This is a genomic window from Streptomyces pactum, assembly GCF_016031615.1.
GTDB lineage: Bacteria > Actinomycetota > Actinomycetes > Streptomycetales > Streptomycetaceae > Streptomyces > Streptomyces pactus.
In genome coordinates, this window is record NZ_JACYXC010000001.1 from 1890403 (window position 1) to 1917093 (window position 26691).

The 26691-nt window shown below is 72.4% G+C and carries 25 protein-coding genes; 13 read left to right on the top strand and 12 right to left on the bottom strand.

What is annotated here, in order from left to right; genetic code table 11:
* Window positions 1–88: 88 nt before the first annotated feature.
* Window positions 89–1276: an HpcH/HpaI aldolase/citrate lyase family protein gene (locus IHE55_RS07470; protein ID WP_197988304.1), complete on the bottom strand. Its 1188-nt coding sequence runs from the start codon at window positions 1274–1276 to the stop codon at window positions 89–91.
* A 274-nt stretch (window positions 1277–1550) separates the two neighbouring features.
* Between IHE55_RS07470 and IHE55_RS07475 the strand changes: the two genes are divergently transcribed.
* Window positions 1551–2606: a TerD family protein gene (locus IHE55_RS07475; protein ID WP_197988305.1), complete on the top strand. Its 1056-nt coding sequence runs from the start codon at window positions 1551–1553 to the stop codon at window positions 2604–2606.
* Here IHE55_RS07475 and IHE55_RS07480 read toward each other — a convergent pair.
* From IHE55_RS07480 to IHE55_RS07505, 6 genes are all read right to left on the bottom strand, one after another.
* A complete protein-coding gene (locus tag IHE55_RS07480; RefSeq protein WP_307826550.1) occupies window positions 2558–3229 on the bottom strand; it encodes a TerD family protein in 672 nt (223 codons plus the stop codon). The genes IHE55_RS07475 and IHE55_RS07480 overlap by 49 nt on opposite strands.
* Before the next feature lie 232 nt (window positions 3230–3461).
* The gene (locus IHE55_RS07485; protein WP_197988306.1) at window positions 3462–4589 is read right to left on the bottom strand and encodes a DUF475 domain-containing protein; all 1128 of its coding nucleotides are present in this window, start codon (window positions 4587–4589) and stop codon (window positions 3462–3464) included.
* A gap of 49 nt (window positions 4590–4638) precedes the next feature.
* The gene (locus IHE55_RS07490; protein ID WP_197988307.1) at window positions 4639–5214 is read right to left on the bottom strand and encodes a TerD family protein; all 576 of its coding nucleotides are present in this window, start codon (window positions 5212–5214) and stop codon (window positions 4639–4641) included.
* A 171-nt stretch (window positions 5215–5385) separates the two neighbouring features.
* Entirely contained in the window at window positions 5386–5961 is a 576-nt protein-coding gene (locus IHE55_RS07495) for a TerD family protein (protein WP_197988308.1), read from the bottom strand.
* A gap of 98 nt (window positions 5962–6059) precedes the next feature.
* On the bottom strand, window positions 6060–6518 hold the full coding sequence (locus tag IHE55_RS07500) for a peroxiredoxin (protein ID WP_197988309.1): 459 nt from the start codon (window positions 6516–6518) through the stop codon (window positions 6060–6062).
* A gap of 168 nt (window positions 6519–6686) precedes the next feature.
* Window positions 6687–7109, bottom strand: a complete 423-nt coding sequence (locus tag IHE55_RS07505) for a DUF3052 domain-containing protein (protein WP_197988310.1) — start codon at window positions 7107–7109, stop codon at window positions 6687–6689.
* A gap of 478 nt (window positions 7110–7587) precedes the next feature.
* Here IHE55_RS07505 and aceE point away from each other — a divergent pair, with 478 nt between their 5' ends.
* From aceE to IHE55_RS07520, 3 genes are all read left to right on the top strand, one after another.
* Window positions 7588–10335: a pyruvate dehydrogenase (acetyl-transferring), homodimeric type gene (aceE, locus tag IHE55_RS07510; RefSeq protein ID WP_197988311.1), complete on the top strand. Its 2748-nt coding sequence runs from the start codon at window positions 7588–7590 to the stop codon at window positions 10333–10335.
* A gap of 286 nt (window positions 10336–10621) precedes the next feature.
* A complete protein-coding gene (locus tag IHE55_RS07515; RefSeq protein WP_197988312.1) occupies window positions 10622–11983 on the top strand; it encodes a polysaccharide lyase 6 family protein in 1362 nt (453 codons plus the stop codon).
* 308 nt (window positions 11984–12291) lie between these two features.
* A complete protein-coding gene (locus tag IHE55_RS07520) occupies window positions 12292–13212 on the top strand; it encodes a potassium channel family protein (RefSeq protein ID WP_197988313.1) in 921 nt (306 codons plus the stop codon).
* Window positions 13213–13313: 101 nt separating this feature from the next.
* Here the strand turns inward: IHE55_RS07520 and IHE55_RS07525 are convergent, their stop codons facing one another.
* Window positions 13314–13700, bottom strand: a complete 387-nt coding sequence (locus tag IHE55_RS07525; protein ID WP_197988314.1) for a peptidase inhibitor family I36 protein — start codon at window positions 13698–13700, stop codon at window positions 13314–13316.
* 390 nt (window positions 13701–14090) lie between these two features.
* On the opposite strand from IHE55_RS07525, the gene IHE55_RS07530 reads away from it, so the two are divergent.
* Window positions 14091–14816 (top strand): TetR family transcriptional regulator, encoded by a 726-nt coding sequence (locus IHE55_RS07530; RefSeq protein ID WP_197988315.1) that lies wholly within the window; start codon window positions 14091–14093, stop codon window positions 14814–14816.
* 122 nt (window positions 14817–14938) lie between these two features.
* Complete coding sequence (locus IHE55_RS07535; protein WP_197988316.1) at window positions 14939–15832, top strand: DUF4429 domain-containing protein; 894 nt, start codon at window positions 14939–14941, stop codon at window positions 15830–15832.
* Between the two features lie 204 nt (window positions 15833–16036).
* On the opposite strand, the gene IHE55_RS07540 is transcribed toward IHE55_RS07535, so the two are convergent.
* A complete protein-coding gene (locus IHE55_RS07540; RefSeq protein WP_197988317.1) occupies window positions 16037–17173 on the bottom strand; it encodes an aldo/keto reductase in 1137 nt (378 codons plus the stop codon).
* A 13-nt stretch (window positions 17174–17186) separates the two neighbouring features.
* Window positions 17187–17678 carry a MerR family transcriptional regulator gene (locus IHE55_RS07545; protein ID WP_197988318.1) on the bottom strand — a complete coding sequence of 164 codons (492 nt, stop codon included), beginning with the start codon at window positions 17676–17678 and terminating at the stop codon, window positions 17187–17189.
* Between the two features lie 132 nt (window positions 17679–17810).
* Here IHE55_RS07545 and IHE55_RS07550 point away from each other — a divergent pair, with 132 nt between their 5' ends.
* Window positions 17811–18623 (top strand): serine hydrolase domain-containing protein, encoded by an 813-nt coding sequence (locus tag IHE55_RS07550; protein ID WP_197988319.1) that lies wholly within the window; start codon window positions 17811–17813, stop codon window positions 18621–18623.
* Window positions 18624–18819: 196 nt separating this feature from the next.
* On the opposite strand, the gene IHE55_RS07555 is transcribed toward IHE55_RS07550, so the two are convergent.
* Window positions 18820–19485 carry a pirin family protein gene (locus IHE55_RS07555; protein ID WP_197991850.1) on the bottom strand — a complete coding sequence of 222 codons (666 nt, stop codon included), beginning with the start codon at window positions 19483–19485 and terminating at the stop codon, window positions 18820–18822.
* Window positions 19486–19560: 75 nt separating this feature from the next.
* Here IHE55_RS07555 and IHE55_RS07560 point away from each other — a divergent pair, with 75 nt between their 5' ends.
* The 5 genes from IHE55_RS07560 to fabF all read left to right on the top strand — a co-directional run bounded on the left by IHE55_RS07560 (window position 19561) and on the right by fabF (window position 24512).
* Window positions 19561–20745, top strand: coding sequence for a PucR family transcriptional regulator (locus tag IHE55_RS07560; protein WP_197988320.1), 1185 nt, complete (start codon window positions 19561–19563; stop codon window positions 20743–20745).
* A gap of 89 nt (window positions 20746–20834) precedes the next feature.
* A complete protein-coding gene (locus IHE55_RS07565; RefSeq protein ID WP_197988321.1) occupies window positions 20835–21788 on the top strand; it encodes an ACP S-malonyltransferase in 954 nt (317 codons plus the stop codon).
* Between the two features lie 13 nt (window positions 21789–21801).
* Window positions 21802–22812 (top strand): ketoacyl-ACP synthase III, encoded by a 1011-nt coding sequence (locus IHE55_RS07570; protein WP_197988322.1) that lies wholly within the window; start codon window positions 21802–21804, stop codon window positions 22810–22812.
* A 104-nt stretch (window positions 22813–22916) separates the two neighbouring features.
* Window positions 22917–23168 carry an acyl carrier protein gene (locus tag IHE55_RS07575; protein ID WP_197988323.1) on the top strand — a complete coding sequence of 84 codons (252 nt, stop codon included), beginning with the start codon at window positions 22917–22919 and terminating at the stop codon, window positions 23166–23168.
* A 78-nt stretch (window positions 23169–23246) separates the two neighbouring features.
* The gene (gene fabF / locus IHE55_RS07580) at window positions 23247–24512 is read left to right on the top strand and encodes a beta-ketoacyl-ACP synthase II (RefSeq protein WP_197988324.1); all 1266 of its coding nucleotides are present in this window, start codon (window positions 23247–23249) and stop codon (window positions 24510–24512) included.
* Window positions 24513–24737: 225 nt separating this feature from the next.
* On the opposite strand, the gene IHE55_RS07585 is transcribed toward fabF, so the two are convergent.
* The gene (locus IHE55_RS07585) at window positions 24738–25232 is read right to left on the bottom strand and encodes a DUF3145 domain-containing protein (RefSeq protein ID WP_197988325.1); all 495 of its coding nucleotides are present in this window, start codon (window positions 25230–25232) and stop codon (window positions 24738–24740) included.
* Window positions 25233–25705: 473 nt separating this feature from the next.
* On the opposite strand from IHE55_RS07585, the gene IHE55_RS07590 reads away from it, so the two are divergent.
* A complete protein-coding gene (locus IHE55_RS07590; RefSeq protein WP_307826551.1) occupies window positions 25706–26557 on the top strand; it encodes a GDSL-type esterase/lipase family protein in 852 nt (283 codons plus the stop codon).
* Window positions 26558–26691: the final 134 nt, after the last annotated feature.

Genomic DNA, 26691 nt, shown 5'->3' on the forward strand with positions numbered 1-26691 from the left:
TCCGGCAGCACCGGCCGTACCGGCCCGCGGTCGTCCCTCACCTCGGCCGCCGCCTCCGTCGTCCCTCTCGTCACGTCCGGTCCACCGCTCACGACGTCCCCAGTCCCGCGCCCAGCAGCTCCACGAAGCCGATGTCCTCCCGGGCCACTCCGAACGCCTCGGCCCGGAGCATGGTCCGCTCGGCCCAGGCGCGGTGCGGCTTCACCTCGTTCATCTTGTTGGTGTACGCCGAGCGCAGCACCCCGCCCCCGCTGCGCTCGGGTCCGAGGATGTCGCCGGCGTCGCTGAACTCCTCGTGGCTGACCACCGAGAGGGCGTGCACCAGCGCCACGTGGGTGGGGTGTATGCAGGTCTTGCCCTGCAGCCCGTTGGCGCGGTCGAGCTCGATCTCCCGCAGCAGGCCGTCCATGTCGTGCTCGATGAGCGCCGCGCGCAGCGCCTCGGCGCTGCCGGTGAAGGGGCTGCGCCGCAACTGCGGTTTGAACATCCGCTCGTGGGGCTTGAAGTACTCCCACACCGGCCCGGTGACGGTGAATCCGGTGCCGTCGGCCCGCCCGAGCATGTTCACCACGTCGGCGATGACCCCGGCGATCAGCTTCACGTCGTAGGCGGTGATGTCGGGGGCCCGGCGCAGCCCGTAGGCCGAGCAGAAGTCGGTGACGCCCAGCCGCAGGGCGAGGACCCGGTCGCGGTACTTGTCGACGGTGCGGGCGATGCCGCCGAGGGTGTCGGCGCGGGTCTCCAGGTGGAGCAGTTCGGGCGATTCCAGGACGGGCATGGCGAACAGCCGTCGCCCGCCGATGTGCCGGCGTATCTCGGGTGTCTCGGCGGCCGTGAGCGCCTCCAGGAACGGGACGCCGCTCTCCTCGGTGAACTTGGGGAGTACGAATCCGGACAGCAGGCGGACCGACGGACCCAGTCGCCGGACGAGCTGGAGGATCTGCCCGGGCGTGCGGACCCGGATGAAGAGGAGCGGCAGCGTGTCGTCGAGCGCGCGGTCCAGCAGGTCGGCGAACTGGCGCACCAGGTTCTCCTCGGCGTCCGCCACATCGGCGTCGTCGATGGAGTCCTCCAGGCAGAGCACCATGGACACCACGCCGCGACCTGCCTGTTTGACGATGTCGTCGGCGAGGCGGGGCCGGGTCGCGGGGCTGTAGAGGGTGGCGCCGAGCGCGGTGGCCAGCGTGCGGGCCGGCGAATGGACGGTGAACTCCCCGGGTTCCCGGTGGAACAGCTCCCTCCGCACCTCAGCCGGTAGGTGCCCGAAATGCCGCATGTATCTCCCTGTGCCGCGCTGACGTGCGGAATGACGTTCACGTACCGGACGGCCGTGCGTATGGCCGATAATCGTACGTCCGGGACCGGCTTCAGAGTTCCCGGCGCGCATGACGAACACGTTACTCGCACGCGTCACCCTGGTATCCGGGGGTGCCCGCCGCCCCGGCCGTCCCGTGGGCCGCGCCTACCCGCTACGGACGTCCCCACGCGGGGTGGTCCGGCGCGGCACCCTGCGTTGTCGTGAACGCCCGGGAGAGGGCAGGATTGCGGCCATGACGCACACCATGCTGAAGGGATCGAACATCCCGCTGGACGCCACGGCGGTGCGGGCCGTTCTGCGCTGGGCACCCGGCGCGGACGTGCCGGACGTGGACGCCTCGGCGCTGCTGCTCTCCGACGGCCGTGTGCGCTCGGACGAGGACTTCGTCTTCTACAACCAGCCCCGCCACCCGTCGGGACTGGTCCGGCACCTGCCCAAGAAGCGCGTGACCGAGGGGCTCACCGACACCGTCGAGGCGGACCTGGCGGCGCTGGAGGCCGGCGTGGACCGGGTGGTGCTGGCGGCGTCGGCGGACGGCGGACCGTTCGGCCTGGTACGGGATCTGACGCTGCTGCTGTACGACGCGGCGGCTCCCGCCGAACCCATCGCGCTCTTCCCGGTGACCGCCGAGACCGGCCGCGAGACCGCGATGATCTGCGGCGAGCTGTACCGGCGCGGCGAGGGCTGGAAGTTCCGCGCGCTGGGCCAGGGGTACGAGTCCGGACTGGTCGGCCTGGCCACCGAGTTCGGCATCTCGGTGGACGACGGTGAGTCGGCGGACGGGGCCACCCGCGCGGGGGAGCGCCCGGCCACCGCGCCGGCGCCGCCCCCGCAGCAGCCCGTACCGGCGCCGCCGGTACCGCAGTCGGCGCCGCCCGGGCCGCACGCCTCGGGTGTGGCCACCCGGCCCACGCCGCTGCCGCCGCCGGCGCCGCCGGGCCCGCCTCCGGTACCGCAGCCCACCGGCCCCGGCTACGGGGACGACCCGTGGGCCCCCGCCGCGCGGCAGCCGGCCGGCTCGGGGTACGGCTACCCGCAGATGCCGCCGGCCCCGCCGCCGCAGCCGCCCGCGGTCCCCGGCCACGGGTACCCGGCGCCCGCCGCCCAGCAGCCGGGGCAGCCCGGGCAGCCGCCGCAGGCCGGTTACGGCTACCCGCCGCACCCGCCGTACGGCTACCCCCAGCAGGCCCGGCCGGTGCCGGACCCGGCGTTCACCCTGCCGCCGCAGGGCCCGCCCGGTCAGACCTTCTGCTTGTATCCGCGCCCCCACTGCAGCCCCCAGCCGTAGAGCCGGTCCAGCTCCGACTGGAAGCCGTAGACGTACTTCACCTCGCGGCGCACCACCATCTCCCCCTTGACGTTCTCGATCAGCACCACGGCGCAGGAGCGGGCCTCCGGGGCGCGCTCGTCCAGGGAGATCTCCACCCGGGGGCCGCTGCTGGGGTAGAGGGTCACCACGGCCTGGGTCCGGTCGAAGGCCGGTGTGCCGTCGTAGATGTAGACGAACACCAGCAGCCGCTTGATGTCGTCCTTGTGATCCATGTTGACGAAGATGGTCTCGCCGGAGCCGGAGCCGAACCGGTCGTCGCCGCTGAGCTTCACGTACGGCGGGGAGTTGAGGTCGCCGAAGAAGTCGCCCAGCGGCTGCACCACGCCCTTGGCGCCGCTCTGCAGCTCGTACAGGCAGGCCAGGTCGAGGTCCACGTTGACCATCGCGGTGCCCTGGGCCTGCACCACCTCGGGCTTGAACATCTTCAGCGGATTGCGCCAGGAGTCGCGGCCGAAGCCGCTCCGCCCGGCGTTGAAGTCGGAGGTCCGCATCCGCCAGGAGAGGTTGACGCGGAGGTTGCCGCTCACCGCGCCCTGCTTGGTCAGCGAGATGCTGGGGCGACGCCTGGTCAGCTCGACCACGCCGGCCGTGCCCCCGCTGTCGAAGTCCTGTCCCCGGCCCCGCCCCCCAGTTGCTGAGGAAGCCCACTGTCATCCACCCCCACCGCCGGCCGCCTGCCGCCGGCCTCGTTCGTGTGTCGGAACCGCCGAGCGGGGCGGACCGGAGGGGAATCCTCCCGGCCGCCCCGCTGTGAGCGTTCCGCATTCGTGCCGCCGTCACACTCCCGGACGGCGGTCACCTCCCGGGGGCCGCTCAGACCCCCGAGGACACTTCCTTCCCGGAGTTCGCCGCCGCCTCCCGGCGGTTGCGGACCACCGACGACCAGTACGACAGACCGATCAGGGCCACACCGAGCCCGCCGGTGATCACCTCGTTGATCTCGTACTTGATGGTGACCAGCAGCAGGACGGCGAGCGAGCCGATGGCGTAGTGCGCGCCGTGCTCCAGGTAGACGTAGTCGTCCAGGGTGCCCTTGTTGACCAGGAAGACGGTCAGCGACCGGATGTACATGGCGCCGATGCCCAGACCCAGGGCCATCTCGAAGATGTCGTTGGTGATGGCGAAGGCGCCGATGACACCGTCGAAGGAGAAGGAGGCGTCGATGACCTCCAGGTAGAGGAAGAGGAAGAACGCCGCCTTGCCGGCGAGGCCGACGACGGTCGGGCCGCCCGGCTTCTTCGCCGCCTCGGCACCGTCCTCACCGCTCTCCTCCTCGGCCTCGTCCTCCTCCTCCAGCTTGCCCTCGAAGTAGCCGGAGATGCCGCCGACCACCAGGTAGGTGAGCAGACCGGCGACACCGGAGAGCAGCACCGTGGCGGACTTGTCCCCGCCGCCGTGCGCCACGTCCTCGGCGAAGGTGCTGGCGGTGAAGAGCAGCGCGCCCAGCGCCACCACGATGGAGAGGGTCTCCAGCTTGCCCAGCTTGGCCAGCGGGCGCTCGATCCACGCCAGCCACTTGATGTCACGCTCCTCGAAGATGAAGTCGAGGAAGATCATGAGCAGGAACATCCCACCGAAGGCCGCGATCGACGGGTGCGCCGCGGTGACCAGGTGCTCGTACTGTTCCTTGTCGTTGATGGCCAGGTCGATCGCCTCGATGGGCCCCATCTTCGCCGTGATCGTCACGATCAGGATCGGAAAGACGAGACGCATACCGAAGACGGCGATCAGAATGCCGATGGTCAGGAAGATCTTCTGCCAGAAGGCGTTCATCTTCCGCAGGATGCCGGCGTTGATCACCGCATTGTCGAACGACAGTGAGATCTCCAGGATCGAGAGGATCCCGACGATCGCGAGCCCCTTCCACCCCCAGAGGACTCCGGCCAGGGCCAGCCCACCCGCCGTGACGGCGAACGACCAACCAAAGGTTTTCAGGAGCACTGGCTACCCAATCCTTCTTCTAAGGTCTCCCCCGCGCCTGTACGCGGCTTTACGAAACATTGACCCCGAAGTCTAGAGCGATGCCGCGCAGGCCGGACGCGTACCCCTGCCCCACCGCCCGGAACTTCCACTCCTCGTTGTAGCGGTAGACCTCGCCGAAGATCATCGCGGTCTCCCCGGAGGCGTCCTCGGAGAGGTCGTAGCGAGCCAGCTCGACGCCGTCCGCCTGGTTCACCACCCGGATGAACGCGTTGCTGACCTGGCCGAAGGTCTGGCCCCGGGCGTCGGCGTCATGGATCGACACCGGGAAGACGATCTTGTCCACCTGGGCCGGGACGGCGGAGAGGTCCACCACGATCGACTCGTCGTCGCCGTCGCCCTCGCCGGTGAGGTTGTCGCCGGTGTGCTCCACCGAGCCCTCGGGGCTGGTGAGGTTGTTGTAGAAGACGAAGTACTCGTCCCCCAGGACGCGGCCGGCGCGGCAGAGCAGCGCGCTGGCGTCCAGGTCGAACGGGGCCCCGGTGGTGGAGCGCGCGTCCCAGCCGAGACCGACCAGCACCTTGGTCAGGTTCGGCGCGGCCTTCGAGAGGGAGACGTTGCCCCCCTTGGCGAGCGTGACACCCATGATCCTGATTCCTCCCCGATGTCGCGCACCGATCACGTCCCCGTGCGGTGCGACCGTTGTGGTGCGGCCGGTGATGCGCGGATCGACGCACGCCCGGCGCCGCACTCCCGATCGATCAGGTGTGCGGCGCCGGGGTCACGCGGCCGTGGCGGCGTACGGTGGAGCGACGGGTCAGACGTTGACGCCGAAGTCCTGCGCGATGCCGCGCAGGCCGGAGGCGTAGCCCTGGCCCACGGCCCGGAACTTCCACTCGGCGCCGTGCCGGTACAGCTCACCGAAGACCATGGCGGTCTCGGTGGAGGCGTCCTCGCTGAGGTCGTAGCGCGCCAGCTCGGTGTTGTCGGCCTGGTTGACGACGCGGATGAACGCGTTGCGCACCTGGCCGAAGCTCTGCTGACGGGTCTCGGCGTCGTAGATCGACACCGGGAACACGATCTTGGCGACGTCGGCCGGGACGGCGGCCAGGTTCACCTTGATCTGCTCGTCGTCGCCCTCGCCCTCACCGGTGATGTTGTCACCGGTGTGCTCCACGGAGCCGTCCGGGCTCTTGAGGTTGTTGAAGAACACGAAGTTCTGGTCGGTGGAGACCTTGCCCTCCGCGTTCGTCAGGATGGCACTGGCGTCGAGGTCGAAGTCAGTACCAGTGGTGGTACGGGCGTCCCAGCCCAGACCGACGATCACCGCGGTCAGGTTCGGCGCTTCCTTGGTCAGCGAGACGTTGCCGCCCTTGCTGAGGCTGACTCCCACGAGTCCTCCCAAAAAGGTTCGTCAGGAGCACGGTGTGCCCCCGTTGCGTTTACCGTCGGATCAACGAGTTGATCCTAGTGAGGGGTTCCCCACCGGGGTTACAGGCTTTCGAGAGCCTTCACGTAGTCGTTGAGGTCGCGGGCGTCCGGCAGGCCGTTGACGACCGTCCAGCGCACCACGCCCTCCTTGTCGATGACGAAGGTGCCGCGGACCGCGCAGCCCTTCTCCTCGTCGAAGACGCCGTAGGCGCGGCTGGTCTCGCCGTGCGGCCAGAAGTCCGACAGCAGCGGGTACTCCAGGCCCTCCTGCTCGGCGAAGACGCGCAGCGAGAACGGCGAGTCGTTGGAGACCGCGAGCAGCTGCACGTCGTCGTTGACGAACTTCGGCAGCTCGTCGCGGAGCGCGCACAGCTCACCGGTGCACACCCCGGTGAAGGCGAACGGGTAGAAGAGCAGCACGACGTTCTTCTCGCCGCGGAAGTCCGCGAGACGGACCGTCTCCCCGTGCTGGTTCTTCAGCTCGAAGTCCGGGGCCTTCGTACCGGCCTCTATCGCCATGGAAGCCATCCCTTCGCAGTGGTCGCTACGGATCGCGACCACCCTACGCGGGTGAGCCCCCCTCCGAGCGCCCCCGGGCCCGTCGGGGCCGCGGGGAGCACGCTCGGAGGGGGGCTCTCCGGACTTCTCACGCTCCCGGCGCACGCCGGCGGCCGGGGCTGGGCGGGGTCAGCGCCGGGGGGCGACCAGCCGGCTGCCGGCCCAGTCCTTGGCGGCGCTGATGCTCTTGGTCTGGGACAGGCCGGCGGTCTGGGCGGCGTCGCTGATGTCGCTCGGCTCGATGTAGCCGTCGCGCCCGGTCTTGGGGGTCAGCAGCCAGATGAAGCCGCCCTCGTCGAGCAGGCCGATGGCATCCACCAGCGCGTCCGTCAGGTCACCGTCCTCGTCCCGGAACCACAGCAGGACGACGTCGGCCACGTCGTCGTAGTCCTCATCGACGAGGTCCTGGCCGATGACGGACTCGATGCCTTCACGGAGATCCTGGTCGACGTCGTCGTCGAAGCCGATCTCCTGGACCACCTGTCCGGGCTCGAACCCCAGCTTTGCCGCCGGGTTGGTCCGCTCCTCCGCGTGGTCCGCGGTCGCGCTCACGGATGTCCTCCTGTCACGTTCATGAATGCGGTGTGCACCCCGCGCGTACGCGAGGCATTGGGCGTAGTCCACACGTGCCGGGCGGATCGCGCAAGTACCCGGCCGGTGAGACCGCCGAAACGGTGACGGATGGGGCGGTCTCACCGCAACTCGCATCGCTCCGTCGCGGCAGCGACCGCCTCTCCCGTACAGCGTGTAGTGATTCACGCCACAGCGTTATGCGGCTTTCGTGAACTTCTGTGGCCAGATTACGTCGCCTGCGGCCGAACGGCCGTACGCAGCCGACTCCCGTTGTGGGCGTATGGTTGCGATTTGGCCGTCGCCAGCCGATCGGCCGCGCAGTGCCGATCTCACAGAGTGGTGGTTACCACTCGGTAGAGATGACGTACCCCGTAACCGAGGTACACGATGGAGACCGGCGCGACACCAGAGCACGAACCCACCGTGTGCCCAGCACCACCGAAACCGAAGGAACAGCGTGGCTTCCGGATCCGATCGCAACCCGATCATCATTGGCGGCCTTCCCAGCCAGGTCCCGGACTTCGATCCCGAAGAGACCCAGGAGTGGCTCGACTCGCTCGACGCGGCCGTCGACGAGCGAGGCCGGGAACGTGCCCGCTACCTGATGCTCCGCCTGATCGAGCGCGCCCGCGAGAAGCGCGTCGCCGTGCCCGAGATGCGCAGCACGGACTACGTCAACACCATCGCGACCAAGGACGAGCCGTTCTTCCCGGGCAACGAGGAGATCGAGCGCAAGATCCTCAACGCCACCCGCTGGAACGCCGCGGTGATGGTGTCCCGCGCGCAGCGCCCCGGGATCGGCGTCGGCGGGCACATCGCCACCTTCGCCTCCTCCGCCTCGCTGTACGACGTCGGCTTCAACCACTTCTTCCGCGGCAAGGACGAGGGCGACGGCGGCGACCAGATCTTCTTCCAGGGCCACGCGTCCCCGGGCGTCTACGCCCGCGCGTTCCTGCTGGACCGCCTCAGCGAGCCGCAGCTGGACGCCTTCCGCCAGGAGAAGTCGAAGGCGCCGTACGGCCTGTCCAGCTACCCGCACCCGCGGTCGATGCCGGACTTCTGGGAGTTCCCGACCGTCTCCATGGGCCTGGGCCCGCTCGGCGCCATCTACCAGGCGCGCATGAACCGCTACATGGAGGCGCGCGGCATCGCCGACACCTCCCGCAGCCACGTCTGGGCGTTCCTCGGCGACGGCGAGATGGACGAGCCGGAGTCGCTGGGCCAGCTGTCGCTGGCGGCGCGCGAGGGCCTGGACAACCTGACCTTCGTGGTCAACTGCAACCTGCAGCGGCTGGACGGCCCGGTGCGCGGCAACGGGAAGATCATCCAGGAGCTGGAGTCGGTCTTCCGCGGCGCCGGCTGGAACGTGATCAAGCTGGTGTGGGACCGCAGCTGGGACCCGCTGCTCGCGCAGGACCGCGACGGCATCCTGGTGAACAAGCTGAACACCACCCCGGACGGGCAGTTCCAGACGTACGCCACCGAGACCGGCGCGTACATCCGGGAGCACTTCTTCGGCGACGACCACCGCCTGCGCAAGATGGTCGAGAACATGACCGACGACCAGATCCTCCACCTGGGTCGCGGCGGTCACGACCACCGCAAGATCTACGCGGCGTACGCGGCGGCCAAGGCGCACAAGGGCCAGCCGACGGTGATCCTGGCGCAGACGGTCAAGGGCTGGACGCTCGGCCCGAACTTCGAGGGCCGCAACGCGACCCACCAGATGAAGAAGCTGACCGTCGACGACCTCAAGCGCTTCCGGGACCGGCTGCACCTGCCGATCGCGGACAAGGAGCTGGAGTCGGGCCTGCCGCCGTACTACCACCCCGGCCGGGACTCCGAAGAGATCCAGTACATGCACGACCGGCGCAAGTCGCTGGGCGGGTACGTGCCCACCCGGGTGGTGCGGTCCAAGCCGCTGAACCTGCCGGACGACAAGACCTACGCCGCGCTGAAGAAGGGCTCCGGCCAGCAGCAGATCGCCACCACCATGGCGTTCGTGCGGCTGCTGAAGGACCTGATGCGGGACAAGGAGATCGGCAAGCGGTTCGTGCCGATCGCGCCGGACGAGTACCGCACCTTCGGCATGGACTCGCTCTTCCCGTCCGCCAAGATCTACAACCCGCTGGGCCAGACCTACGAGGCCGTGGACCGCGAGCTGCTGCTCGCCTACAAGGAGTCGCCGACCGGGCAGATGCTGCACGACGGCATCTCCGAGGCCGGCTGCACCGCGTCCCTGATCGCGGCCGGCTCGGCGCACGCCACGCACGGCGAACCGCTGATCCCGGTCTACGTCTTCTACTCGATGTTCGGGTTCCAGCGCACCGGTGACCAGTTCTGGCAGATGGCCGACCAGCTGGCGCGCGGCTTCGTGCTCGGCGCCACCGCCGGCCGCACCACGCTGACCGGTGAGGGCCTCCAGCACGCCGACGGCCACTCCCAGCTGCTCGCCTCCACCAACCCGGCCGTGGTGGCGTACGACCCGGCGTTCGGCTTCGAGATCGCGCACATCGTCCAGGACGGTCTGCGCCGGATGTACGGCTCGTCGCCGGAGCACCCGCAGGGCGAGGACGTCTTCTACTACCTCACCGTCTACAACGAGCCGATCCGGCACCCGGCGGAGCCCGACGGCGTGGACACCGAGGGCATCCTCAAGGGCCTGTACCGCTTCAAGCAGGGCGAGAAGGGCGCGATCCCCGCGCAGATCCTCGCCTCCGGTGTGGCGGTGCCGTGGGCGATCGAGGCCCAGCGCATCCTCGCCGAGGAGTGGAACGTCAAGGCGGACGTGTGGTCGGCGACCTCCTGGAACGAGCTGCGCCGCGACGCGGTCGCGACCGAGGAGTACAACCTGCTCCACCCGGAGGAGGAGCAGCGGGTGCCGTACGTGACCACCGCGCTGGCCGGCGCCGAGGGGCCGAAGATCGCCGTCTCCGACTGGATGCGGGCGGTCCCGGACCAGATCGCGCGCTGGGTGCCGGGCGCCTACCAGTCGCTGGGCGCCGACGGCTTCGGCTTCGCCGACACCCGCGGGGCGGCCCGCCGGTTCTTCCACATCGACGCGGAATCGGTGGTGCTGGCGGTCCTCACCGAGCTGGCCAAGGAGGGCAAGATCGACCGCTCCGCGCTGAAGCAGGCGATCGACCGCTACCAGCTGCTCGACGTGGCGGCGGCCGACCCGGGCGCGGCGGGCGGCGACGCCTGAGCCACCCCGCCGCCGGGCCGCGCGCCGCGGCGGCGGGAGACCGGCCCGAGCGGGCCTTAAGACACCACGGCCGGGGCCCCGGATCGCACACCTTTGCGATCCGGGGCCCCGGCCGTTCGGTTCGTCCAGCGCGACACGCCGGATCGGCCCGGCTCTCCTGATATGACCGGTTGTCGCCGCCGCCGGTCGAGGGCGGGGCCGGCGGGGCCGTAAGATCCGCTGGTCACGGCCCGGTCGCCGGTGCACGCCGGCGGTACCACGGGCCCATCAGGAGGGGAATCCAGTCATGACCAGCCAGTCCGTCCGAGGGGACGACGCCCACCGCACCGCCGCTGCCGCCGCGCCGGTGGTGACGGTGGACGACGTGGCGTCGCTGCGGAAGGCGCTCGCCGAGGCCCGCCCCGGTCAGCGCATCGAGGTGGCGCCGGGCCAGTACCGGCCGGACAAGCCGCTGCGGATCACCCGGTCCGGCACCGAGGACGAGCCGATCACCATCATCTCCGCGCGCCGGGGCAAGGCGGTGTTCGACGGGGAGAGCAGCTTCGACTTCGACGACGAGGCGCGCGTCGAGCACGTGGTGATATCGGGCTTCCAGTTCCGGCAGTCCACCATGCTCCGGATCCGGTCCGCCGCCCGGCACATCCGGATCACCCGCAACCTCTTCGAGTTCGACGAACCGTCGGGGAAGAACACCTGGCTGATGGTGGAGGCCGACGACACCCGGGTGGACCGGAACACCTTCCGCAACAAGGCGTCCGAGGGCGTCTTCCTGCAGATCAACGGCCCCGGGGACTCGGTGGCCAAGCGGGTGCGGGTGGACCGCAACCTCTTCCACGACCACACCTTCGACGGCGCCAACGGCGGCGAGGCGATCCGGCTCGGCTACGGCGACAAGGGCCCGGCGGTCGCCGGTGCGGTGATCTCCCAGAACCTCTTCCTGCGCTGCCACGGGGACGACGAGGTGGTGTCGGTGAAGTGCTCCGGCAACACCGTGCGCGACAACACCGTCGCCGAGGGGAAGCGCGGCTCCATCGTGCTTCGGGCCGGGAACGACACCGAGGTCTCCGGCAACTTCCTCTCCGGCACGGCCGGCATCCGGGTCTGCGGCGACGACCACCGGGTCTTCAACAACCACGTGCGCGGTACGACCGGGCTGGTGCTGGACTCCGGGGACGCCACCCACCAGCCCGCGCGCCGGGCACTGGTGGTGCACAACACGGTCGTCATCGACAGCGACCGGCCCGCCCTCAACGTCCGCGCCGACGCCACGCCGCCGTCCGAGGTGACCGTGGCGGCGAACATCCTGGTCTCCCGGGGCAAGGCGGTGCGCACCCCGGGCCGCCCGAAGAACTTCACCTGGCGGGGCAACGTGGTCGCCAAGGACCGCGGCGAGCTGCCGGAGGGCGGCGGCGTGGTGGCCGACCCGCGGCTGAAGGCCGACGCGGCGGGGGTGTTCCGGCTCACCGCCGACTCGCTGAAGGTGGACGCGATCAAGTCGGCTCCCGGGCCGTACCCGGACGTGGTGACGGACATCAACGGCCGGAAGCGGCCGGCGGTCGGGCACGCGGGCGCCGAGCAGTTCGAGACGGCCCCGGAGCAGACCCGCACCCCGCTGACCCCGGAGGACGTCGGCCCGTCCGCGGGCTGACGCCCCCCGGCCCGGCGGGCGGGTTCCCGGACCCGCCGGGCCTCCGGCGTCCGCACCGGACCCTCGGCGTCCCCGGTGGGGGCGGTGCTGCCGGCCCTATCGGGTCCCCGGCCCCGTCGGGTCTCCGGCCCCCGCGGCGGGTTCCGCGGCCCGCGCGCCGGGGCACATGGCCACCCGGCGGCCCGGTGGCGGCCGGTCCGCCGCTCCGGCCGGGCCCGACCGGAACCGGGCAGGTACCGGGGCGGGGGGCGCAGGTGGCGCGGCGGGGGGCGAGGGTGGCGCGGCGGGCACCACGACGAGGGAGGGCCATGCGGGACACCGAGGCACAGCGGCGCTGGGAGCACCGGACGCAGGGTCCGCTGCTCGGGCTGGCGGTGGTCTTCGCCGTCGCGTACGCCGTACCCATCGTGCTGCCGGAGGCCGGCCGCGGGGTGCACCGGCTGTGCCTGGTGGTGGAGTGGGTCGTCTGGGGCCTCTTCGCCGCCGACTACCTGGTACGGCTCCACCTCGCCCCGCGGCGGTGGCGCTTCGTCCGGAGCCAGCCGCTCTCGCTGCTGGTGGTGATCCTGCCGATGGTGCAGCCGCTCCGGCTGCTGCGGCTGGTCTCCACCCTGCTGCTGGTCGGGCAGCGGGCCCGGATGGCCTCACAGGTGCGGCTGACCACCTATGTGGTGGGGTCGTGCGCCGGGCTGCTGATGTTCGGCTCGCTCGCCGTCCTGGAGGTGGAGCGGGACGCACCGGACGGCAACATCCGCACCCTGGGCGACGCGGTGTGGTGGTCCTTCACCACCATGACGACGGTCGGCTACGGCGACCTGGCCCCGACCACCGGCCCGGGCCGGCTGCTGGCGGTGGGCCTGATGCTCTCCGGCATCGCCCTGCTGGGTGTGGTGACCGCGAACATCGCCGCGTGGTTCATCTCCCGCTTCGAGCGCGACGACGCCGGGGAGCACCGCCGGGCCGCCGCGATGGAGGCGCTGACGGCCGAGGTCAGGGCGCTGCGGGCGGAGGTCGCCCGGCTCACCTCGGCGCACGGCCCGGCGGTGGCCGGCGGCCCGGCCCCGGCCGACGGGGCGGTGGCCGGCGGGGCGGCGGGGCCCGGCGGCGCGGGAACCGGGGCCGGCCCCGGACGCGGACGCCCGGCTGACGGCGGGGCCGCGTACGGGTGCGGTCCCGCGGCCGGGGGCCGGGCCGGGGCCGGAGGCGGGGCCGGGGCCGGTACCCGGTAGGGGCGCGCCGGACACGGCCTCGGAAGCGCGGACGGGGCCGGGGGCGGCAGGGCCGGGGGCGCCGGCCACGGGCACGGCGCCGCCCGCCGCCGACCCGCCGGTCAGCTCTCCCAGATCTTGAACGCCCGGATGCGGTAGGGCGATTCCGGGGCCCAGGAGCCCGACGGGTAGGTGTCGAACTCGCCGGTCTCGGCGCACTCGGCGCTCTGGTACGTGGTCACCGGCCGCCCGGTGCGGTTGGCGAGCGAGGCGGCGCCGCCGCGGGGCAGCGGCACACAGCTCTCGATGTCGGTCCCGGCCAGCTCATGGATCCGCCGGGTCCCCTGGAAGCCGCCGCGCTCCCACAGGCACAGCTCTCCGGCGGAGCAGTGCCCCGCCCGGGGCGCGGCGGTCGCCGGGTCCGGGCTCAGCAGGGCGGCTGCCGCCAGCAGGGCCGTCGTGGCGGCGGTGGCGGCGAAGGTGAGGGTGGCGGTGCTGAAGGCACGCATGGTGATCGTTCTCCCCGTGTCCGGTCGTGGCGTCGTGCTGTCGTGACGCCGTCCTCTGGTGTCCGTCGTGACGTCGTGACGTGCTGTCCGTCGGGACGTCGCGCCGTGGTGTCCGTGGCCCGGTCGCCGGTGGCGTTCCGTGGCGCGGACCGGACGCAGCCTGGTCGGCGCGGCACCGCCCCCTCAAGACCGGCCGCCGGGGTCCACCCGGATAGGGGGCGCCCCCTCGGCCGTCCCCCAACCCGCTTTCTGCGCCCGAGGGTTGACGCGGCGCGCGGTCCCGGGGGCGGGCCCGGCACCGGGACCGCGGAAGGGGCCTCGCGGCGGCGCCCGGCTGGGTAAGGTGGCCACTTTCGTGGCGCGGCCCGAGGCAACCCGAGGAGAGTGGACATGGCGGCAGAGCGGCCCGCGGCCCGGGTGGGGCTTCGCGAGCACAAGAAGCGGCGGACCCGCGACGCGCTCATCACGGCGGCACTGGAGCTGTTCACCCGGCAGGGGTACGAGCGGACGACGGTGGAGGAGATCGCCGCGGCGGTGGACATCTCCCAGCGCACCTTCTTCCGCTACTTCGGCAACAAGGAGGAGGTCGCCTTCGCCGTGCAGGACGTCACCGAGGCGCACATACTCGCCTCGCTGTGCGCCCGGCCGGCGGGTGAGCCGCCGTTCACCGCGCTGCACAACGCCGCGCTGGACGCGTGGGAGACCTTCGGCGAGGCGATCGAGAGCGTGGTGCCGGTCGAGGTGCACCTGCGGATGTACCAGCTGATCGAGTCCACGCCGGCGCTGCTCGCGGTGCACCTGCGCCGCGGCGTCGAGCTGGAGGAGCGGCTGGCCCGGGAGATAGCCCGTCGCGAGGGGGTGGACGTGGACGCCGACCCCCGGCCGCGGCTGGTGGTGGCGGCGCTGAGCGGGGCGATGCGGGTGGCCGGGCGGCTGTGGGGCGAGGGTCCGGAGCCCACCCTGGAGTCGCTGCGGGCGATCGCGGCGGTACACCTGGAGCAGCTCGGCCCGGCGCTGCTGGCGGACTGGCACGGCCGGGACGCCGCACCGGCGGCGCCGGCGGCGGACACCCATCGGGGTCCCGGCGGCCGCCCCTCCCCCGCGGCCCGCGGGTAGACGGGAGGCCGGTCCGGCGGTGGACGGGCCTACCGCGCCGGGCGGATGGCCGAATAGGCGTTTTGACGCGCGTAGTGCACCAAAGGGGGACGGGCGGGCCGCCGCCGCATACGATGAGCCGCATGGGTGATGTGCTGGCGGGTTTCCACACCGTCTGGGAGTTCGACACCGACTCCGTGCTCATCCGCTTCGAACGGGGGATTCGCACGCCGAAGCTGCTGCAGACACTCGGTGAACGCCGGGTCCCGTACGAGGCCATCGCCGGGGTGGAGCTGTCCCCGGGCAGGCGCGGAACGGTGGTGCTGCGTGCCGTGCCCAGGCCCGGCGCGGATCCGCTGATGGACGTGGCCGACGGGCAGCTCAAGGAGGGCTGCGACCCGTACCGGATGGTGCTGCCGGTGCAGCGGGAGCGGCTGGCGGAGTACTACGCCGAGGAGATACGGGCGGTGCTGGACCCGCTCGCGGACCAGCCGGCCGAGGAGCAGCTGGTGGCCGCGCCCGCGCCGCCGCTGGCCTTCAAGGCGTACGACGGCAAGGCGTCCTTCGACGGCACCGCGGTGACCTTCCGCTGGTCCCGCACCGGGGCCTCCTCGGCGAAGTGGAAGGCCGGGGACCAGCGGTTCCCCGTCGCGGAGCTGTGCGGCGTGGAGTGGCGTTCGCCGGAGAGCCTCCAGGGCCATCTGCGGCTGGACCGGGCGGCCGGCCCGCAGGCGGCGTCCAGCCCGCGGACGCCGGTGGACCAGGACCCGGCCGCCGTGGTCTTCGGCATGGGCTACGGGCTCGTCCACGAGTCGCTGCCGTTCGCCGCGGCGGTGCTGGAGGCGGTCCGGGCCGCCGGCCGTACGGCTCCCGCGCTCACCCCCGAGCCGCCCCCGGTGCGGGTGGCGGTCGCGCCGCGCAGCGGTCCGGCGGAGATCGCCGACCGGATCCGCCAGCTGGGCGAGCTGCACACCGCGGGACTGCTCACCGACGACGAGTTCAGCGCGAAGAAGGCGCAGCTGCTCGCCGAGCTGTGACCGGTCCGGCGGCCCGGTCACAGCGCCGCCCGCCGCCGGCCTCCGGCCCGCCCCTCTCCGGCACCGGTCCCGGCAACCGCCCGGCCGCCGGGGCCCTTCCGGGCCGGCGGCGGTGCCGGACCCCCGTGGGCCGGCCGGGCCCGGACCGGCGGGGCCGGACGCCGGCCCCGGGACGGCGCGCCCGCGGGGCGCCCCGGGCGGCCGCTACTCCCGCCCCGCCGAGGTGAAGCCCATGTCGGCGTACCGGCCGCCCTTGACCCGGCCCGCCACCGGCTCCAGCAGGGCCAGTTCCGCGCCGGTCAGCCGCAGCCGGGTGGCCGCGGTGTTCTCCGCCAGCCGGGTGCGCCGGCGGGTGCCCGGGATCGGCACCACGGTCAGCCCGTGCACCTCGGCCCGCTGCTGCACCCAGGCCATCGCGACCTGGGCGAGGGTGACGCCCCGCTCCGCCGCGATGTGGCGCAGCGGCTCCAGCAGGGCCGCGTTGGCGGTGGCGTTCTCCCCGGTGAAGCGGGGCTGGGTGCGCCGCCAGTCGTCCGCCGTCAGCTCCTCCTCGGCCCGGGTGAACGCCCCGGTGAGGAACCCCCGGCCGAGCGGCGAGTAGGGGACGAACGCCACGCCCAGCTCGCGGGCCGCGCCCACCACGTTCTCCTCCACGTCGCGGCTGAACAGCGACCACTCCGACTGCACGGCGGCGATGGGGTGCACCCCGTGGGCGGCGCGCAGTTCGCCGCCGGAGACCTCGCTCAGCCCCAGGTGCCGCACCTTCCCCTCGGCGACCAGCTCGGCCATCGCGCCGACCGTCTCCTCGATGGGGACGTCGAGGTCGCGGCGGTGCATGTAGTACAGGTCTACGTGGTCCACGCCCAGCCGGCGCAGGCTGCCCTCGATCGACCGGCGGACGTACTCCCGGTCGTTGCGGATGTCCTGGTACGAGGGGTCGTCCTCGCGCCGCACGATGCCGAACTTGGTGGCCAGCACCAGCCGGTCCCGGTGGGCCCGGACGAAGGGGGCGAGGAACTCCTCGTTGCGGCCGAAGCCGTAGATGTCGGCGGTGTCGAAGAGGGTGACGCCCAGGTCCAGGGCGTACTCCAGGGTGGCCCGGGCCTCCTGGGCGTCGGTGGGGCCGTAGGCGTGGGCCATGCCCATGCAGCCCAGGCCCTGCACCCCGACCCGGGGGCCGCCGGCGCCCAGGGTGGCGGTGCCGATCGGTCCGGCGGCGGGGAGGGGGTGCTCCGGGGCCGTGGTGCGGCCGGCGGTGGTGGTGCCCCCGGTGCCGGTGTCCGGGGAGTCGGTGCGCGGGGATTCGTTGCGCGCGGGGTCGTTGTGCGTTGAGTCGGTCATCGGGTGTGCCTCATCAGGTTTCCCGCGACGCCCGGCGGCGGGCGTCGGCGTAGACGTCGATCTTGTAGTCGAGGACTTCGAGGGTGCTGTTCAGTTCGGCGATGCGGCGCCGCACCTCCTCACGGTGCGCGGTCAGCAGTTCCTCGCGCGCCGGGTAGGTGGCCGGGCCCTCCCGCACCAGCTCGGCGTAGCGGACCATGTCCGCGACCGGCATCCCGGTCAGCCGCAACTTGCCGACCAGGGCCAGCCAGTCCAGGTCGCGGTTGGTGAAGCGGCGCTGCCCGATGTGGTCGCGGTCCACGTGCGGCATCAGCCCGATGCGCTCGTACCAGCGCAGGGTGTGGGCCGACAGCCCGGTGAACGCGGCGACCTCGCTGATGGTGTAGCGGTCCTGGCCGGTGGGCCGGGGGTGCGCGTCCGGCGTCAGGCACAGGCTCAGCGGTACCGGCCTGTCCCCCGTCCCGGCCGGGGCCTGCGCCGGGCTCTCGGTCTCGATGACGGTCATGACCGCTCCCCCTTGTCGTTCGCGGGTCCGAAGGTCTGCTCCCTCATGACCTGATCAACGCTAGAGAGTTGGAGCGCACTCCAGGCAAGCGCGGATCCGGGGCCCGGGGCGGCACGCGTTAGGCTCGGGCCCATGGAGAGCCTGCGGATGATCGACGACTGGCCGGTGGAGAACGCGGCGGCGGCCGTGGTGCGCGCCGACGGAACCCTCGCCGGGGCGCACGGTGCCACCGCCCGCCGGTTCCCGCTCGCCTCGGTGACCAAGCCGCTCGCGGCGTACGCGGTGCTGGTCGCCGTCGAGGAGGGGGCCGTGGAGCTGGACGAGCCGGCCGGGCCGGACGGCTCGACCGTCCGCCACCTGCTCGCCCACACCTCCGGGCTCGCCTTCGACGAGCGCCGGGTGATGGCCGCCCCGGGGACCCGGCGGATCTACTCCAACGCCGGCTTCGAGGTGCTCGGCGAGCACCTCACCCGGGCGACCGGCATCCCCTTCGCCGACTACCTGCGGGAGGCGGTGCTGGAACCGCTGGGCATGGCCGCCACCGAGCTGGCCGGGTCGCCCGCGAAGGACGGGGTGTCCACCGTCGACGACCTGGTGCGCTTCGCGGCGGAGCTCCAGGCGCCGCGGCTGCTGGCGGCCCAGACCGTCACGGCGGCGGTCTCGGTGGCGTTCCCCGGCCTCAACGGCGTGCTGCCCGGCTACGGCAACCAGAAGCCGAACGACTGGGGGCTGGGCTTCGAGATCCGCGGCACCAAGTCGCCGCACTGGACCGGGGCCTCCTCCTCGCCGCGCACCTACGGGCACTTCGGCCAGTCCGGCACGTTCCTGTGGGTCGATCCGGGGGCGGGCGCCGCGTGTGTGGCGCTGGCCGACCGGGCCTTCGGGGAGTGGGCGGTGGAGGTCTGGCCGAAGCTGACCGAGGCGGTCCTGGCCGAACTGGGCTGACCGGGCGGCCCCGAGCGAACCGGGCCGGCCGCAGGGATCCCGGCGGATCCGGGCGTCCGGCGCGTACCCGCCGGACGCTTCGACGGGCCGGCGCCCGCGCGCCCGGCCCGTCGGACGTCCGGCGTGCCGTGCGGCCCTCTCCCGGACGGGCGGCCGTATCCCACCACCGCCCCGCCGTGCGCCCCGTTCCCGCCGCTCAGCCCAGGACGGGTTCCGGGCCCATCTCCCAGACCAGGTACTCCGCCGCGTCCCGGGCCAGGGCGGTCACGCCGGCCGGGTCGGTGAGGCGGGCCGCGTCACCGGGGCCGAGCAGCTCGCCGGCGACCTCCACCGTGCCGTGCACCACGTGCAGGTAGACCCGGGGCGCCGCCGGCAGCGCGGTGCCCGTGCCGGCCGCCGCGTGGTGCGTGTGGAGCACCGCGTCGGCCCCCGGCAGCCGGTAGGAGGCGGTGGCGGGCAGCCCGCGCACCACCTCGTAGCCGGGCTCGGAGCCGTACCCCGAGGGGGTCAGCCACATCTGCACGAACCGCAGCGGCACCGAGCCGGTGTTGCGCTCGGCGTGCCGCACCCCGCGCCCGGCGGTCAGCCGCTGGAGGTCGCCGGGGCGGACCCGGGTGCGGTGGCCGGTGGAGTCCTCGTGGGTGAGTTCGCCCTCCACCACCCACGTGACGATCTCCACATCGCGGTGCGGGTGCTCGTCGAATCCGGCGCCCGGGGCCAGCCGCTCCTCGTTGCACGCCACCAGGGGTCCGAACCGTACGTTGTCCGGGTCGTAGAAGCCGGAGAAGGAGAAGGCGTGGCGGGTGTCCACACCCGCTCCGTCGCCGCCCCGGAAGCGCTCACCAGCGCGTTGCACCCACATCACGGGGCCCACGGTAGTACCCGCCGGGCCGGGCCCCCACACGGGCACGGGTCGCGATGAGGCAGGCTTGTCCTCGTGCCTGAACCCGCGTCCCACCCCGCCCACCCGCACGCCGCGACCCTGCGCCGCCTGGAGAAGTCCTCCGGGAAACTGGCCGCCAGCGCCATCGCCCGGATGGACGAGCAGCTTCCGTGGTACCGCGCCATGCCCCCCGAGAACCGGTCCTGGATCGGACTGGTGGCGCAGGCGGGCATCGCCGCCTTCACCGAGTGGTTCCGGCACCCGGAGGCGCCGCAGGCGATCAGCACCGATGTCTTCGGCACCGCCCCGCGCGAGCTGACCCGGGCCATCACGCTCCGCCAGACGGTGGAGATGGTGCGCACCACGATCGAGGTCATGGAGTCGGCGATCGACGACGTGGCGGCGCCCGGCGACGAGTCGGTGCTCCGCGAGGCGCTGCTGGTCTACGCCCGGGAGATCGCCTTCGCCACCGCCCAGGTGTACGCGCAGGCGGCGGAGGCGCGCGGCGCCTGGGACGCCCGGCTGGAGTCGCTGGTGGTGAACGCCGTGCTCTCCGGGGAGGCCGACGAGGGCGCGCTGTCCCGGGCCGCGGCGCTGGGCTGGAACTCCCCGGAGCACGTGGTGGTGGTGCTGGGCACCGCGCCGGACGGCGACAACGAGCTGACCGTGGAGGCGATCCGGCGGGCCTCCCGGTACGCCAAGCTCCAGGTGCTCACCGGGGTGCTGGGCAACCGGCTGGTGGTGATCGCGGGCGGCTCGGACAACCCGCTGCAGACCGCGAAGGCACTGATCGGGCCGTTCGCCGCCGGGCCGGTGGTGGCCGGGCCGGTGGTCCCCGACCTGCTGGCGGCCACCCGTTCCGCGCAGGCCGCAGCGGCCGGTCTGCGGGCCTGTGCGGCGTGGCCCGACGCCCCCCGGCCGGTGCTGGCGGATGATCTCCTTCCGGAGCGTGCGATGGCGGGAGACCCTTCCGCACGCGAGCAGTTGGTGGAGGAGATCTACAGACCCTTGGAGGAGGCCGGCTCCGCACTACTGGAAACGCTCAGCGTCTACCTGGAGCAGGCAAGCAGCCTGGAGGGTGCCGCCCGGATGCTTTTCGTTCACCCGAACACCGTGCGCTACCGGCTGAGACGTGTGACGGACGTCACCGGATGGTCACCCTCCGACGTCAGGTCGGCGTTCACTCTGCGTATCGCTCTGATCCTCGGTCGGCTGACCGCGGCGGAGGCTCAGAGCTAGACATTTGTCGGACCCCAACAATTCCCTTCGCGGTTCTTGGTCCCTGTCCCCACGGGCGGGGCGGACCCCCCACAAGAGAGAGTGTGAAGGTGCTCGTACTCGTCGCTCCCGGCCAAGGTGCCCAGAAGCCCGGCTTCCTGTCCCCCTGGCTCGAACTCCCCGGTGTGGAAGACCGCCTTCGCGCGTGGTCGGACGCCATCGACCTCGATCTGATCCACTACGGCACGGACGCCGACGAGGAGCAGATCCGCGACACCGCCGTCGCCCAGCCGCTGCTGGTGGCGGCCGGCCTGGTGTCCGCGCAGGCGCTCTTCGGGGACGGGCTCGCCGGCGGTTTCGACGTGGTGGCCGGCCACAGCGTCGGTGAGCTGACCGCCGCCGCGGCGTCCGGGGCGCTGACCCCGGAGGCCGCGCTGGAGCTGGTCCGCAGGCGCGGCCTGGCGATGGCCGAGGCGGCCGCGGTCACCGAGACCGGCATGGCCGCGCTGCTCGGCGGCGAGCAGGAGGACGTCCTGCCGCACCTGGAGAAGCTGGGGCTGACCCCGGCCAACGTCAACGGCGCCGGGCAGATCGTGGCCGCGGGCACCGCCGAACAGCTGGCCGCGCTCGCCGAGGACAAGCCCGAGGGCACCCGGCGGGTGGTACCGCTGAAGGTGGCGGGCGCGTTCCACACCCACCACATGGCACCGGCCGTTTCCGCGCTGGAGGCCGCGGCCAAGGGTGTCGAGGTGGCCGCCCCGCGGGTGCCGTTCGTCTCCAACCGGGACGGCGAGGTCGTCCGGGACGGTGACGACCTGGTCCGGCGCCTGGTGAACCAGGTGTCCAGCCCGGTCCGCTGGGACCTGTGCATGGAGCGGTTCGAGGCCCTGGGGGTGACCGCGCTGCTGGAGCTGGTGCCGGGCGGCACGCTGACCGGCATCGCCAAGCGCGCCCTGCCGGACGTCGCCCGCCTGGCGCTGAAGACCCCGGACGATCTGGACGCCGCCCGCGCGCTGGTCGCCGAGCACGCCGTAACGCCCGCCGCCGTGTCCCCGGCCGAATAGGAGCGAGCAGAGCATGACCTCGAAGATCAAGCCCAGCAAGGGCTCCCCGTACGCCCGTATCCTCGGCGTCGGCGGCTACCGGCCCACCCGGGTGGTGCCGAACGAGGAGATCCTGCGGTACATCGACTCCTCCGACGAGTGGATCCGGTCCCGCTCCGGCATCGCCACCCGGCACTTCGCCGGGCCGGACGAGACGGTGGCCGCGATGTCCGTCGAGGCGGGCGGGAAGGCCATCGCCGGCGCCGGGCTGCTGCCCGAGCAGATCGGCGCGGTGATCGTCTCGACCGTGTCGCACTTCAAGCAGACCCCGGCCATCGCCACCCGGATCGCCCACGAGCTGGGCACCGGCAAGCCGGCCGCGTTCGACATCTCCGCGGGCTGTGCCGGCTTCGGTTACGGCCTCACCCTGGCCAAGGGCCTGGTGGTGGAGGGCAGCGCGGAGTACGTGCTGGTCATCGGGGTGGAGCGGCTGTCGGACCTGACGGACCGGGAGGACCGGGCCACCGCCTTCCTCTTCGGCGACGGGGCCGGCGCGGTCGTCGTCGGCCCGTCCGCCGAGCCGGCCATCGGCCCCACGGTCTGGGGCTCGGAGGGTGACAAGTCCGACACCATCACGCAGACGCTGCCGTGGGACGTGTACCGGGACGCCACCGCCGCCGAGGTGCGGTACCCGGCCATCCACCAGGAGGGCCAGGCGGTGTTCCGCTGGGCCGTCTTCGAGATGGCCAAGGTCGCCCAGAAGGCGCTGGACGAGGCCGGGGTGAGCGCCGAGGACCTCGACGTGTTCATCCCCCACCAGGCCAACATGCGGATCATCGACTCGATGATCAAGACCCTCAAGCTGCCGGAGCACGTCACGGTCGCCCGTGACGTGGAGACCACCGGCAACACCTCGGCAGCCTCCATTCCGCTCGCCATGGAGCGGCTGTTGGCGACCGGGCAGGCGAAGAGCGGGGACACCGCGCTCGTCATCGGCTTCGGGGCGGGTCTCGTGTACGCAGCGACGGTCGTTACCCTCCCCTAGGCAAGATCCTCCCCCGGCGCAGGCCGGAAGGTTCTTTCCACGCAGCCCGGCACAGCCCGGACGCTGCGTACTCCACCGCAACACACCAATGAAGGAGCGCCGCAATGGCCGCCACGCAGGAAGAGATCGTCGCGGGTCTCGCGGAGATCGTCAACGAGATCGCCGGCATCCCGGTCGAGGACGTCGAGCGGGACAAGTCCTTCACCGACGACCTGGACGTGGACTCGCTGTCCATGGTCGAGGTGGTCGTCGCCGCCGAGGAGCGTTTCGGCGTGAAGATCCCGGACGACGACGTCAAGAACCTCAAGACCGTCGGCGACGCGACCGACTACATCCTCAAGCACCAGGAATCCTGACCCGAGCGCCTGTCGCCACCCGCAAGCGGTGGCGGGCACCGCACCCTCGCACCGTCTAGACGCGGAGTAAGTATTCCGATGAACTCGACCAACCGCACCGTGGTCGTCACCGGTATCGGCGCAACCACACCGCTGGGTGGCGACAGCGCATCGACCTGGCAGGCCCTGCTCGCCGGCGAGTCCGGCATCTCGCCCCTCACCCAGGAGTGGGCGGCCGAGCTGCCGGTCCGTATCGCCGCGCAGATCGCCGTCGAACCGGGGGAGATCATCCCCCGGCCGCAGGCCCGCAAGCTGGACCGCTCGGCGCAGTTCGCGCTGATCGCGGCCCGGGAGGCGTGGGCCGACGCCGGCTTCACCGGCAAGGCCGGGGTGGACTCCTCGGTCGACCCGGACCGGCTGGGCGCCGTGATCGCCTCCGGTATCGGCGGCGTCACCACCCTGCTCGACCAGTACGACGTGCTGCGCGAGAAGGGTGTCCGAAAGGTTTCTCCGCACACCGTTCCGATGCTGATGCCCAACAGCCCGGCGGCCAACGTCAGCCTGGAGGTGGGAGCCCGGGCCGGTGTGCACACCCCGGTCAGCGCCTGCGCCTCGGGCGCCGAGGCCATCGGCTACGCCATCGAGATGATCCGCACCGGCCGCGCCGACGTGGTCGTCGCCGGTGGCACCGAGGCGGCGGTGCACCCGCTGCCGATCGCCGCGTTCGGCAACATGATGGCGATGTCGAAGAACAACGACGACCCGCAGGGCGCGTCGCGTCCGTTCGACACCGCCCGCAACGGCTTCGTGCTCGGCGAGGGTTCCGGCGTGATCGTGCTGGAGTCCGAGGAGCACGCCCGGCAGCGCGGCGCGCGGATCTACGCGGAGGCCGTCGGCCAGGGCGTGTCGGCCGACGCGCACCACATCACCCAGCCGGAGCCGTCCGGCAACGGGATCGCGCACGCGCTGCAGAACCTGGTGGCCGGCACCGACCTGAAGGCGTCCGAGATCGCGCACGTCAACGCGCACGCGACCTCGACCCCGCAGGGCGACGTGGCGGAGATCAAGGCGCTGCGCAAGGTGTTCGGCGACGACGTGGACCACATGGCGGTCTCCGCCACCAAGTCGATGACCGGTCACCTGCTCGGCGGCGCGGGCGGTGTGGAGACCGTGGCGACGGTGCTCGCCCTGTACCACCGGACGGCCCCGCCCACGATCAACATCGAGGAGCTGGACCCGGAGGCGGAGGCGGACATCGTGCGCGACAAGCCCCGGGAGCTGCCGCAGGAGGGCACCATCGCGGCCCTCAACAACTCGTTCGGTTTCGGCGGGCACAACGTGGTGCTGGCCTTCCGCACCGTCTGACCCACCGGTTCCGGGGCGCTCCCCGGCCGGCGCGCCGACCGGGGACGCACACCCGCCCCGGCCCGACGCACAGCACGACGCCCGCCCGGTCCTCCGTGACCGGGCGGGCGTCGGCGTGCCGGGAGCACCACGGGCACGGGTGCGCCGGTGATACGGGGAGCGCCGGGGGGCCGGGGGCGGTGGCGACGTCCGGTGGCTGATGGCCGGTGGCCGGTGGCCGGACCGTCAGACGACCTGGTGCAGCCAGCGGACCGGGGCGCCCTCACCCGCGTAGCGGAACGGCTCCAGCTCGTCGTCCCAGGGCTTGCCGAGCAGCTTGGCCACCTCCGCCTCCAGCTCCGTCTCACCGCGGGCGGACCGCGCCAGGGCGGCGCGCAGCCGGTCCTCGGGGATGAGGATGTCGCCGTGCATCCCGGTGACGGCGTGGAAGATGCCGAGGTCCGGGGTGGCGCTGTAGCGCTCGCCCTCGGCGGTGGCGCACGGCTCGGCCGTCACCTCGAAGCGCAGCAGATGCCAGCCGCGCAGCGCGGAGGCGAGCTTGGACGCCGTGCCCACCTGGCCCTGCCAGGAGAATTCGGCCCGCCAGGTGCCCGGAGCGGCGGGCTGTTTGATCCAGTCGAGGGTGACGCGCACGCCGAGGACGCCCGCGATGGCCCATTCGACATGGGGGCACAGCGCGCGCGGGGCGGAGTGCACGTACAGAACTCCACGTGTCGTCACCGGGACCTCCAGTGCGGTTCGAGGTTCGCCTTCCCCAGCGGCCTCGTCTCCGTACCGGTCGCGTCCGGGACAGCAAGAGACATTCTGCCCCAATGATCACTCCTGCACCAGCTCCGAGGTTACATGAAGTAAACACCATCGAGCTTAATTCTGTACAAAAGGGACAGGATGTGACGCGGTGTGATGCTCCGCTCCCGGTGCGCGCCGTCCGTCGGGTCGGAGCCCAACTAGCACGGGAAAAAGCTACCGCGCCGCACGGACACCGGAGTGACGTACCGTCGGTCCTGGAGAGATATCACCCATCAGTCGGAGGGGGAACAGCCATGCCGGGACCGAATCGGCACCCACGACGCGGAATTCCGGTCCCGACGGCCGCCCCGCCGGCCGCTCGACGGGGCCGCCGCCCGGCCGTATCCCCAGGTGGCGGCCGGGTCACCGGGGCCTGGCGGGGCGGCGCGGCGCTGCTGTCGGCGGTGGCGCTGCTGGCCGGCTGCACCGACGGCTCCGAGGTGGAGCGGGCCGCCGGCAGCGGGCCCGCCGCGGCGAAGCGGCCCCCCGCCCGGCCGGCGCAGCCCTGGGACACCCGCCCGGCCTCCATCGCCTCCGTCGGCGACTCCATCACCCGTGGTTTCGACGCCTGTTCGGTGCTCTCCGACTGCCCCGAGGTGTCCTGGTCCACCGGCCAGGAGGTGAACAGCCTGGCCCGGCGGCTGCTGCCGCTCACCGATCCCGCCGACGGCCGGGCCCGCAGCTGGAACTACGCCAGGACCGGCGCGGTGGTGGCCGACCTCCCCGGCCAGATGCGCCAGGCGATCGCCCGGAAGCCGGAGCTGGTCACGGTGCTCATCGGGGCGAACGACGCCTGTCGCGACTCGGTCGAGGAGATGACCCCGGTGGAGGACTTCCGGTCGGATTTCGCCGCCTCCCTGTCATCGCTGCGCAAGGCCCTGCCGAAGACCCAGGTGTACGTGGCGAGCATCCCGGACCTGAAGCGGCTGTGGTCGGAGGGGCGCAAGGACCCGCTGCGCAAGCACATCTGGAAGCTGGGGATCTGCCCGTCGATGCTCAAGGACGCCGACGCCACCGACTCGGACGCGGTCGAGCGCCGCCGCCGGGTGGAGGTGCGGGTGGACGAGTACAACCGGACGCTGAAGGAGGTGTGCACCGCCGACCGGCTCTGCCGGTACGACGGGGCGGTGCACGAGTACCGGTTCAGCGAGGACGAGTTGAGCAAGTGGGACTGGTTCCACCCGAGCAAGGAGGGGCAGCGGGTGCTGGCGGACCTCGCCTACCGGGAAATCACCCGGAAGGAGCCCGCCACCTGAGTCAACCTCGGCCACCGGCACACCCCCGCCCGGGTGGCCTTCCCGGGTGGCACACCCCCGCCCGGGAGCCCCCGGCTCGCGGGCGGCGCGCCCCCGTCGGGGAGGGCGCGCCCCGGTCAGTGGCCGGCCGGGCC